The organism is Rubritalea sp., assembly GCF_039830215.1.
Classification (GTDB): Bacteria; Verrucomicrobiota; Verrucomicrobiia; order Verrucomicrobiales; family Akkermansiaceae; genus Rubritalea.
Genome location: NZ_JBDOPO010000317.1, coordinates 1 through 9995, shown reverse-complemented (window position 1 = coordinate 9995; position 9995 = coordinate 1). Strand labels below are relative to the sequence as shown.

10 protein-coding genes and 2 pseudogenes are annotated in these 9995 nt (G+C 49.2%); 6 read left to right on the top strand and 6 right to left on the bottom strand.

Annotated elements, in window-relative coordinates; genetic code table 11:
- Positions 1-185: 185 nt before the first annotated feature.
- From ABGY95_RS10550 to ABGY95_RS10540, 3 genes are all read right to left on the bottom strand, one after another.
- The gene (locus tag ABGY95_RS10550) at positions 186-326 is read right to left on the bottom strand and encodes a hypothetical protein (protein ID WP_347441643.1); all 141 of its coding nucleotides are present in this window, start codon (positions 324-326) and stop codon (positions 186-188) included.
- Positions 327-508: 182 nt separating this feature from the next.
- On the bottom strand, positions 509-1084 hold the full coding sequence (locus tag ABGY95_RS10545) for a hypothetical protein (RefSeq protein ID WP_347441642.1): 576 nt from the start codon (positions 1082-1084) through the stop codon (positions 509-511).
- Between the two features lie 50 nt (positions 1085-1134).
- Positions 1135-2184: a hypothetical protein gene (locus tag ABGY95_RS10540; protein ID WP_347441641.1), complete on the bottom strand. Its 1050-nt coding sequence runs from the start codon at positions 2182-2184 to the stop codon at positions 1135-1137.
- Between the two features lie 196 nt (positions 2185-2380).
- Between ABGY95_RS10540 and ABGY95_RS10535 the strand changes: the two genes are divergently transcribed.
- The 5 genes and pseudogenes from ABGY95_RS10535 to ABGY95_RS10515 all read left to right on the top strand — a co-directional run bounded on the left by ABGY95_RS10535 (position 2381) and on the right by ABGY95_RS10515 (position 6351).
- Entirely contained in the window at positions 2381-2806 is a 426-nt protein-coding gene (locus ABGY95_RS10535; protein ID WP_347441640.1) for a hypothetical protein, read from the top strand.
- A 75-nt stretch (positions 2807-2881) separates the two neighbouring features.
- Positions 2882-3724 carry a prephenate dehydrogenase/arogenate dehydrogenase family protein gene (locus ABGY95_RS10530; protein ID WP_347441639.1) on the top strand — a complete coding sequence of 281 codons (843 nt, stop codon included), beginning with the start codon at positions 2882-2884 and terminating at the stop codon, positions 3722-3724.
- 26 nt (positions 3725-3750) lie between these two features.
- Positions 3751-5028 (top strand): annotated as a pseudogene (gene aroA, locus ABGY95_RS10525) (3-phosphoshikimate 1-carboxyvinyltransferase); the annotation flags it as partial.
- Between the two features lie 27 nt (positions 5029-5055).
- Positions 5056-5721 carry a (d)CMP kinase gene (gene cmk / locus ABGY95_RS10520; RefSeq protein WP_347441644.1) on the top strand — a complete coding sequence of 222 codons (666 nt, stop codon included), beginning with the start codon at positions 5056-5058 and terminating at the stop codon, positions 5719-5721.
- A 12-nt stretch (positions 5722-5733) separates the two neighbouring features.
- Entirely contained in the window at positions 5734-6351 is a 618-nt protein-coding gene (locus ABGY95_RS10515) for a lysophospholipid acyltransferase family protein (protein ID WP_347441638.1), read from the top strand.
- Between the two features lie 198 nt (positions 6352-6549).
- On the opposite strand, the gene ABGY95_RS10510 is transcribed toward ABGY95_RS10515, so the two are convergent.
- The gene (locus tag ABGY95_RS10510) at positions 6550-6693 is read right to left on the bottom strand and encodes a hypothetical protein (RefSeq protein WP_347441637.1); all 144 of its coding nucleotides are present in this window, start codon (positions 6691-6693) and stop codon (positions 6550-6552) included.
- Between the two features lie 459 nt (positions 6694-7152).
- On the bottom strand, positions 7153-7980 hold the full coding sequence (locus ABGY95_RS10505) for a hypothetical protein (RefSeq protein WP_347441636.1): 828 nt from the start codon (positions 7978-7980) through the stop codon (positions 7153-7155).
- 95 nt (positions 7981-8075) lie between these two features.
- On the opposite strand from ABGY95_RS10505, the gene ABGY95_RS10500 reads away from it, so the two are divergent.
- The gene (locus tag ABGY95_RS10500; protein ID WP_347441635.1) at positions 8076-8435 is read left to right on the top strand and encodes a DUF3147 family protein; all 360 of its coding nucleotides are present in this window, start codon (positions 8076-8078) and stop codon (positions 8433-8435) included.
- A gap of 310 nt (positions 8436-8745) precedes the next feature.
- Here the strand turns inward: ABGY95_RS10500 and ABGY95_RS10495 are convergent.
- Positions 8746-9483 (bottom strand): annotated as a pseudogene (locus tag ABGY95_RS10495) (dienelactone hydrolase family protein).
- Positions 9484-9995: the final 512 nt, after the last annotated feature.

Sequence of the window (9995 nt, the reverse complement as noted above, 5' to 3'; positions counted from 1 at the left end):
CTCCACTCCAGCGGATACTGCGCAAGAAAGTAGTTGCCCAACATCAACTAAATGATACAAATCACGCAATCAACCTCAGCTGAGTTTTAACGATCTGAGGGACATCCCCGATGGTAGTTGTCCAGCCTAAGTCAGCCTTGAGTGCTGAGGATTTTGTCGTTTTAAGTGAGGCTGTGGATGCTTACTTAGCATGTCTCAAAAAATTGAAAGGCCTGATGATTTATACCGAGGATTTCCCGGGTTAGGAGGACTTTGAGGGCTTTGAGGGCTTTGAGGGCTTTGAGGGCTTTGAGGGCTTTGAGGGCTTTGAGGGCTTTATTGGTCATATGCGCTTTGTCCGCGACCATCATTAGGAGATAGAAAAGGTGGCCATCGTGAGCGATGCTAAGGTTGTCAGTACCTTGCCCAAACTAGCCCAGCACTTCTTAGAGCCGAGATAAAGACGTTTGCTCATAGCGAATTTGAGAACGCTGAGAAGTGGCTAGAGTCGCGAGTCGGTTAGGGGAAATTACCACCAGAGGATAGAGCAGACCAGCACCGCAACGCCGTAGGCCAATCCGCCAAATGCTAGAGCTTTGAAACGACCGGGGCTAGCAATAGCCCAAGTAATAGCATCGCGTAGAAGGTAAGGCATGCCGACGCAGAATAGGCCGACTGTGAGCATTCCGTAGGCGAAAATTGGCACAAGCAATTTGCCTGTAGCTGGCTCCATAAAAGCAGCTGCTAGAAGTGGCGCGGCAGCCATCAGGGCAACCACACCGAGTCCACGCACGGCGAGGAATTCTTTAACTCCCGTGATCATGAGGTATGCCACGACTGGGACGGCGACGAGTAAGATTCTTTTTGCTCCGTTAAATTCGCCAAGATCCATTGCTATAGGGGATTTGAATGGGGAAACGAGCAACCAGAACCATGCCATGCCGATGGTCATAAGGATAGCTCCTGCAACTTGATTGCGAGGGAACTTCTTGAGAAATACCATAGCCTCGTCAGATTTCACTAACATCCAGAGGTGCGATAGGATTAGCCAAGCTGCGAGAGCGTAGCCAGCGAGGTTGAGTGGAATGTCTTCGTAAGGGTGCATAAATGGAGCGCTGAGAGTGGTAAGCTAGGATCTAGCGGAGGTAAAGAGAATTACTGATTCAGCGCTTCATCGATCGAGCGGGAACAGCCTCTGGGCAGAGCGGATGGGTCTCGTCCTACCAAGGTGAAGCTATGTGAATCATGGTAGATCGCCAAATCCTGAGTGCGTAGAGCTGAGACAGAATCGATGTTAGCCAGGTCATGGATGACGAGGTAACCCATCTCACCGGGGGCAACAGCTTGGTCGGTCTCGGGGTCGAGGACCTGGACTTTCATCCAGTGTGGCGCGTGATGAGCTCTGCCAATGCCGCGGGTGTAGAACTGGGAGCTGAGCTCAGTCATCGAGTATTCATTCCAAATTTGCTCACTAGAAATACGTAGCATTTTCTCGAACTCAGCATAGAGTTCAACCTTACTCAAAGTGCGGCCACTACCCTTGTAGCCACCCGTCTCCATCGCCCAACTTCCAGCGGGGAGCTGAATAGGGGCTGGAAGGGTTTCAAAGAGGTTAAGAAAGGCGAGAGCAGTGCCCAAGAGGCTGATTGGTTGGTCAGATGTTAGGGCTTGGAGTAACGGAGCTGGGTCTAGTTTACCGTTGTTGATCAAGTAGCACGCTTCTGGGCAATGTGTCTGACGCAAGGTTTCCATCATGTGGGAAAGTGATGAATGCGGAGTTTGCTCAGGTGGAGGCGTGAGAATGAATAAGTTGGTCGGTTGTGGGAGGCCTAGTTGCTGCCAAGCGGTCAAGATTGACAAATCGTAGAGTTGGGTGTTGCGGAAGTGGTGCTGTCCGCGCTCCTCGCCAGTGGTGCCAGAGGTCATGAAGGTGCTCTGCACGAGGTTTGCAGTGAGGCAACTAGGTGGGGGCTGGCACTTGAAGACATCGGTGGTTAGTGTGGGGACTTCCTGCCAGCAATTGATTTGATGAATATCTAGCGCTTTGCAGAAATTGGAATATCCAGGATTATTTCCCAACTGGTAGTGAAACAGGCGCAGAGCTAATGCGTTAAAGTCGCTATCAGTCGGACCAGTCTGGAGGATGAAGGATTCGACCTCTGCTAGAGTCTTTAGGTAAGTCGGTGAGTTGGATGAATTGTGCATACTGGTTTGCTCACTGAGTAAATGCGATAGGGCTGATGAGTTCAAGCCCTATGGGGCCGAGAGTAATATGCTGATTTTTGCGCGCGACGACTTGACTTTATCAAAGCTTACGTCAAGATTCTATGCAGTATTGCTTTTGCAGCTCAACAGCTGTACTGTTTTCAACTTAACTACTCTGACTTAAATAAGCCTAGCCATGATGAGAATTTCTATATTCGCTCTGCTCGCAGTAATGTTCAGCGGTCTGATGACCTCCTGTTACTATCCACCCTATGAGCCGCAAAATCCTAAGCAGCCGGTGACTCCACCAGCGCCTACGGATGAGACTGTAATCAATGATGAAGGCCAGAGGCAACTCGAGGAGGCTCGTCTACGCCTTGAGAATGGAGGCTACCCCACAACTCCAAATAATGGTCAGCTTCCAACTGTGGACCCTCATGCTACTGCTGGTTCTCCAGCTGCGTCAGCAACTCACCCGTACGCAACAAAGGTTCCGGGTAAGCAAGGCTTCGTCTTTAACCCATTCACTAAAAATCAAGTGGATGTGCGCGGAATTCCACAAGGCACTCTCGTGCGTGACCCGTACGACAGCGACAAGACACACAAGTTCCGTGTGCCTTAGGTCCTGACTTCGAGACTATTTTTTATCGCGCCGAGCCTTGCAAATTAGGATCGGCGCTTTTTATATCCATTCGTAATGATCAAACGCGTTTCCATACTTGGGCCCGGATTGCTAGGTGGCTCGATTGCTCTGGCTGTAAAAAAGCACCTGCCAGAGTTCGACTTGTTATTATGGGGACGCCGAGAGCAACCGTTAGAAGTGGCTCGTGCCATGGGCGTTGAGCAGACCACTACGGATCTTTCAGAGGCTATTTCTGGTGTAGACCTCTGCATCTTGGCCACTCCCGTGGGAGTGATGAAGCATCTGGTGTCTCAGATTGTGGCGACGCAGGGCGACATTCCACTATTGCTCACAGATGTTGGGAGTGTGAAGCGCCTTCCTCACGCTGAAATTGCTCCACTCGTCAAAGGTAGTGCTGTGCAGTTCATTGGCAGTCATCCGATGGCAGGTTCTGAGAAAACTGGGATGGAGGCAGCACGTGTGGATCTTATGGATGGTGCGACTTGCCTCGTAACCAATGAGGAAAATGTAGAGGAATGCCAAGTTAAGCTACTCGAGGAATTTTGGCAGAGTCTTGGCTGCAAGACTCGGCGCATGAGTGCCGAAGATCACGACTATGCTGTTGCACGTGTGAGCCATTTCCCACATGTCCTAGCATCAGTGGGGGCGACAGTCGGGCTGGCCTACAATGACATTGCGGAGCTTTGTGGTGGAGGTATGCGTGACACAACCCGAGTCGCAGGTGGAGACCCAGGGCTCTGGACTGAAATTTTGATGGAAAACCGTGATGCCCTCCAGCGCTCGATGCGTGAGAGCATCACTGATCTCGTGGATCTTATGGATTGCCTTGAAAGGGAAGACCGTGAGCAAATGCATGCATATCTAGAGCAAGCAAAGCAAAAGAGAGAGCTCATCTAACAACTATAAGAAACTAATTTAATTCAATGGAATCTATCACATTAGAACCGATCTCTAAGATCAATGGTGAGGTCAACATGCCAGGCTCAAAGAGCTTATCTAACCGCGCACTCTTGCTAGCAGCCCTAGCTGAGGGAACGACTGAAATAACAAACTTGCTCGACAGCGATGACGTCCAACGGATGCTGGAGGCTCTATCCTCGCTTGGAGTGAGTTACGAGTTGAGTGATGGCGGCACACGCTGTGTGATTCAAGGATTAGGCCGAGCGCTTGGAACTGGAGAGCAACTAGAGCTGTTCCTAGGCAATGCTGGAACTGCAATGCGTTCGCTCGCAGGTGCGATGACACTGGGTAAAGGTGAGTTCACACTGACTGGCATTGAGCGCATGGAAGAGCGGCCAATCGGCGACCTTGTGGATGCCCTGCACTCCATGGGCTGTGACATCACGTATTTGAACAATGATGGGTTCCCACCACTTTTGATCAAAGCGAATGGCCTCAAGGGTGGCAAGGTGAAGATTGATGGAACGATCTCCAGTCAGTTTCTTACAGCACTCTTGATGTCAGCTCCGTATGCTGAAAATGATATGGAGATTGAGATCGTAGGGGAGCTTGTCTCTAAACCGTACATTGATATCACTACATCCATCATGGCGCAATTTGGTGTGGAAGTTGAAAATAACAACTACCAGAGCTTCGTTGTTAAGTCAGGCCAGAAGTACAAGTCACCGGGCAAATTTATGGTCGAAGGGGATGCCTCATCCGCTTCCTACTTCCTCGCAGCTGGAGCGATCAAAGGGGGACGTATCAAGGTTACAGGCATTGGCAAAAAGAGCGTGCAAGGTGACGTGGCTTTCGCCAAAGTTCTCGAAGATATGGGCGCCAAAGTCGAGTGGTTCGATGAATACCTCATTGTCGAGGGTAGCGAGCTAACAGCTGTCGATCAGGATATGAATCACATTCCTGATGCTGCCATGACCATTGCCACCACAGCTCTCTTTGCCAAAGGAACCACGGCTATTCGCAATATTTACAACTGGCGCGTTAAAGAAACGGACCGTCTTTTCGCGATGGCTACAGAGCTTCGTAAAGTCGGTGCTGAGGTTGTCGAAGGCGAGGATTTCATTGAGATCACGCCTCCAGCTAAAATCCAACACGCCGCCATCGAGACATACGATGACCACCGCATAGCAATGTGCTTTTCCCTCGTTGCCCTAGATCTTGACTGCGGAATAACCATCAATGACCCAGGCTGTACTGCCAAAACTTTCCCAGACTTCTTTGAGAGACTCGCTAGCGTGAGCGAAGACGGATGCAAGAATTTAAAAGTCATGAGTAATATAGCAGTAGCTATCGACGGGCCAGCGGCTTCAGGTAAAAGTACAGTCGCCAAAACTTTGGCAAAACGTCTAGGGCTTATAATGGTGAACACTGGGGCGATGTACCGCGCAGTGGCTTGGGCAACTATTCAGCATGGAGTGGAGGCTGCTGATTCAGCAGCTGTGGTCGAGTTGTTAGCTCGTGTGAAATTTAGCTGTGGAGTTGAAAATAATCTTTCCACAGTCCTCGTCGATGGAGTCGATCCAGGTGATGCGCTCCGCCAAGACGCGGTCAATAGCCGAGTGTCTAAAGTTGCTGCAATTCAGGAAGTGCGAGATTTGTTAGTCAGCATGCAACGCGACTACCTCGAACTCGGGTCAGTTGTGATGGAGGGGCGAGATATTGGCTCAGTGGTATTTCCTGAGACTCCTTTCAAAATGTACATCGATGCATCAGAGGAAGTGCGCCGAAAGCGCCGCTCAGCTGAGGGTATCATTGATGATCCAACAGCGCGCGATAAAGAAGACAGCCAGCGTAAAAGCTCACCATTGGTGATTGCGGAGGGAGCTGTCGTGATTGACTCTAGTGATATGGATGTTGAACAGGTCGTCCAAGCTGCATTGAATGTGTTGCGTGAGCGTGGCGCATCCGAAGAACTTCTATCAAAAGCAAACTAACTCCTACTTCTTATGAAATTTGTCTATTGGGTGGGTTACACTTTTTTCACGAGCGCTGGCAAAGCGTTTTTTAACCGCAGAGTAATCAACGACCATAAGCTTGTCGAAGAAGGTGGAGTACTCATGTGTGCAAACCACGAGAGCTTTTTGGATCCGCCATTGATTGGTATTGTGCACCCAATGAATGTGACTTACCTAGCGCGTAAAACACTATTCAGAGGTTTTGCGAAATGGCTCTACACTAAGTGGGACGCGATTCCTATCGATCAAGAGAACCCAGATATGACTGGTCTCAAAAATATCATCAGAGCTCTTAAGGCGGGCAAAAAAGTGGTGATGTTTCCTGAGGGGGAGCGGACACTTCACGGTGGCTTAAATCCTGGTCTTCCGGGTGTTGGGTTGATTGTGTCTAAAGCGCAAGCGACTGTTCAACCAATGCGAATTTTCGGAGCCTACGACGCACTCCCACGCGGCTCAGGGAAGATGAAATGTAACCAGATCGATGTCGTCGTTGGCGACCCAATACGATTCACCAAACAGGAATTCAAAGAGCTCCGCGGTAAAGATGGCTACCAGAAAATCTCGGATAGAATCATGCAGGCGATCAGCGAATTGACTCCTGATGGGTAGTTCGGAGAGACGAAGACTAGTAGTTTAGTCGAGTAGACTCCAGTGGAGAATTTCCACTGGCATGTCGAAGCTGAGGCTTTCACCGGTGTTGGGTAAAGTGTGCACTTAGCCTTCTGCTGTATTGGCTTGGTTCCAGCGGGATTTACCGAGGTAAACAATCACGTGTAGCCCACTTTTCGTGACAGCTAGGTCACTAGCTTAGGCGTCGCTTGGTTTGAAATCTTTAATAAAGCCTGAAGTCCCGCGGGCTTTGGTATTTTTTTTATAGTTCTCGAGTAATGATTTGGCGCTCGTGTAGTACCACCATTGCAGGATGGTCTCGCGCCCCAGTGCTGGGTCCATTTGTTTGATCGAATCTGTGGCTAGCGCGTCGCGATACGCCCTCCTAGGTAGGCCTGGTCAGTCGATTCCTTGGTGATCCTCACCACCCCAGTGCTAATCAACTCCCTCGTACTTATCTAAGTACTTTAAGTAGCAAGCATGGATAGCTTGCTAGTCGTAGTTCGCTAGTGGCCACAGTAAGATGGCAGTCACTGTGAGCGCTGATAGCAAAGCTAGGGGTCAGAATGCTTTTTTATGGGGATACAGTAAGCGTAGAGCGCAGGACCAGACTACTAGTGAAGCTAGAACGCCACTAACGCATAGACGCTTGTTATGCAAAGGAACCTGGTAGAGTAGGCAAAGAACTGCAATGCCAACGAATAGCAAAACCCAGCAAGTGCTTTTCGATGGCAATAGCTTAAGCATGAAGTTGCATTGTGAGTGTGAGTCGGTTTAGGCGAAACACTTAAAACGGTAGGCCTAAAATGCCTTGGCATAGGTCTCGCAGCGATTATGCCAGCCTTCTTTCCAGCGTTTTTCACCACGCTCGGCGGGGGAGTTCTTGATTCTCTGGTCGAGGGTGAATTTTGCGCTGTCGGCGAAGGCTCTAGCTGAGTCTTGGCCGCCTTTGCTTGGTCGCATGTTTGAGAGTACTTGGAGTAGTCCCCAACCTTGGTTGCTGTAGCGCTCACGTGGGTTGATGCCTTCCCCTTTGAAGTTGACGTAATCGATGAGAGCGTAAGTGCCATTGGTCGAGGTTGATACGAGATGGTAGTTGGTTTGGATGCGCTGACGATCGGCGGCAGGTGCGGCATTGAGCATTTTCGGCAGTGCTGCCTGTGATTTCTGGATGATGAAGTCAGTCTGCAGGGTTACGCTGTTAGATAGGAACGTTCTGAGGCTGGAGAGTTGTGCGCCATTGAAATCGGCTTGGAAGGCAGCCTTGCTATTCCATGGACAATGTTTCGACTGGAGCACCCACGCTGGGACGTCCTTGCGGCCTGAAGCTTGGGCGTAGCGGATGAAATCTGGGAAAGATTCAGTCCAGCGGCCATTGAAATCTATAGGGTACCAAATGAAGTGGCCAATTCCCATCGACGGAAATTCTTCTCCTTTATTCCAAGTCGTTAGGCCATTGACTGAGCCACCACATTCATTTTGCCAAATCTTGTTGCCGATTTTCTTCTTCTGTGCCGGGCTAAGTTTAGAGGAGCTGTTAGTCTTAACTAGGACAGGAGCTGTGTCTTGGGTGGAGGAGCACGAGAGAAGCGGTAATGCGCAAAGCGCAAGGATAGGGATGAGTTTCATGAGGAAGCAGTTGAAGGCAATCGAATAAAGAGGTACAAGTCTTCTAGCAGCGATTGCTCAGTATTTCAAATTACTAAATTTCAAATTATAGGATCATGCCCATATTTTTAAAATACCTCATCACAGCAGGAATTGTTGTGCTAGTATCTGAGTTCGCCAAACGCAGTGATAAGCTGGGGGCGCTGATAGCCGCCTTACCCGTTGTCACGACGATTGCTATGATCTGGATGTTTGTAGAACTTCGTGGCGAGGAACAGACTGACAAAATCGGCAATCATGCATGGTTCACGTTCTGGTATGTCTTGCCTACTCTTCCCATGTTTTTAGTCATCCCTTGGATGCTCAAGAAGGGAATCCATTTTGGCTGGACGTTGGGGGCATACTGTGTCGGGACCATCGTCCTGTTTGTGCTTCTCCATCTGCTCATGAAGAAGTTTGGAGTGCCGTTGATGTGAATGTATCAACCGTGAAATAGACGAAAGAATTTAAAGCAGCTGGGCTTGATAAAATCGAGATGGAACTATTTCTACCACGAATAGCACTAGTCTCAGGAATGAGGATAGGGAGTGGACTCAGAATATGCCATTGATGTGATCTTTGCTAGGCTTGATGCCGGTAGCAGCTAGACGGGATTTACAATATTCTTCAGAATGGGGATAATTTTTTTTTAACCGATACTAGTGAATCTGGCTGGTAAAATTTGTGGGTTTTGTGAATTCTGTCGAAAACAGAATTCAACGGTTTCCGCATTTCTGAAAATATTGGCTAGCGCAGTGATCTGTGGAAGAGATCGAGGATGAGTCTGTGGCAGAGCGTGGCTATTTCTGGGTCGTAGCGGTCGCCTTCGTCATGCATGAAGGCATGCTGAGCATTGAATTCGTGCCAGGTGAAGTTGGCTTCAACGTCGTTGAGGGTGTTGTAGAGTTGCTTTCTGCCGTCTAACGGGACGTGTGGGTCTTGGCGCCCCCATATGAACATGATCTCGCTAGGGATCTCTCCAAGTAGTTCGATAGTCTGAGGTTTGGTGCCCGCGGGCATGGTAGAGGAATGGATATCCGTTGCGTAGAGACATGCAGCGGCTTGCAGCCGTGGATGGAGTGCAGCTCGGCAGGCTAAGTGACCGCCGAGGTAGACGCCAAAGCTGCCGATGCTACATTGCAGAAGTCTTGCGTGTCGACCCATGTGACAATGGCATCCGTGTCGGAATCGTGATCTGATAGAGGCTTGGTGAACTTGTCGTCGTTGCCCTTGTCTTTACCCGTGTCGTCGTAGGCGAGAACTGTGCCGATGTCGTTTAGTTCATGGAAAACTTCAGGGACGATAACCACATAGCCATGGCCAGCTAGGAAAGGCTGCGGTACGGGCGATGGGGGCGGTAATTTGGAAGATCTCAGAGTAGAAAATAACAGTAGGAAATCAACCGCCGTTAGTCGGTCTTACGACCTTGCAGCGCATGGTTCCATTGCTTGTTGTTAGGTCAACGGATGATTCAGTCACAGTCATGACTCTAGAAAGCATATTACTTGAACAGCTGGCTATAAAAAATGGCAATGCTTAGTTACAACAGGGCGTCAAATGCGACGCTAGGAGGGGAAGAGTCACCCCTCGTTCGGTGAGGCTCTTTTCTTTGAAAATGTAACACAGTCATTTCATAGGCTGATCAATTTAGATTGGTCGTTGGCGGCTGAGCTGGTCTGCCAAGATTGGACAGGTTGCTAAGTCAAAATAAGATAAAGCAACCAATAAAAAGAAGGCGCATATTTAGTGCTGATTTAAATACTACAGTAGCTAGCTAGGCGCTGCGTGGATAGTTGCCGATTCATGAGATATTAAAAGGGGCGGGGAATCAGGTAGCATAAGAAATTTTGAATGATTTGAATGATTTGAATGATTTGAAATATTTCAGAATCCTCGACGGCCTCTTAGTCACCCATGCCTTCACGGCTTTAGCGTGATGCATACGTAGGTCATCTAAAATAAGATAAAGCTTTTTCTTGGCGCTTTTAATCAGTCGT

Coding starts and splice junctions, on each gene's coding strand:
- ABGY95_RS10505 (WP_347441636.1), bottom strand. CDS start 7,980: ATGAAACTCATCCCTATCCTTGCGCTTTGCGCATTACCGCTTCTCTCG.
- ABGY95_RS10500 (WP_347441635.1), top strand. CDS start 8,076: ATGCCCATATTTTTAAAATACCTCATCACAGCAGGAATTGTTGTGCTA.
- ABGY95_RS10550 (WP_347441643.1), bottom strand. CDS start 326: ATGACCAATAAAGCCCTCAAAGCCCTCAAAGCCCTCAAAGCCCTCAAA.
- ABGY95_RS10545 (WP_347441642.1), bottom strand. CDS start 1,084: ATGCACCCTTACGAAGACATTCCACTCAACCTCGCTGGCTACGCTCTC.
- ABGY95_RS10535 (WP_347441640.1), top strand. CDS start 2,381: ATGATGAGAATTTCTATATTCGCTCTGCTCGCAGTAATGTTCAGCGGT.
- ABGY95_RS10540 (WP_347441641.1), bottom strand. CDS start 2,184: ATGCACAATTCATCCAACTCACCGACTTACCTAAAGACTCTAGCAGAG.
- cmk (WP_347441644.1), top strand. CDS start 5,056: ATGAGTAATATAGCAGTAGCTATCGACGGGCCAGCGGCTTCAGGTAAA.
- ABGY95_RS10515 (WP_347441638.1), top strand. CDS start 5,734: ATGAAATTTGTCTATTGGGTGGGTTACACTTTTTTCACGAGCGCTGGC.
- ABGY95_RS10530 (WP_347441639.1), top strand. CDS start 2,882: ATGATCAAACGCGTTTCCATACTTGGGCCCGGATTGCTAGGTGGCTCG.
- ABGY95_RS10510 (WP_347441637.1), bottom strand. CDS start 6,693: ATGGACCCAGCACTGGGGCGCGAGACCATCCTGCAATGGTGGTACTAC.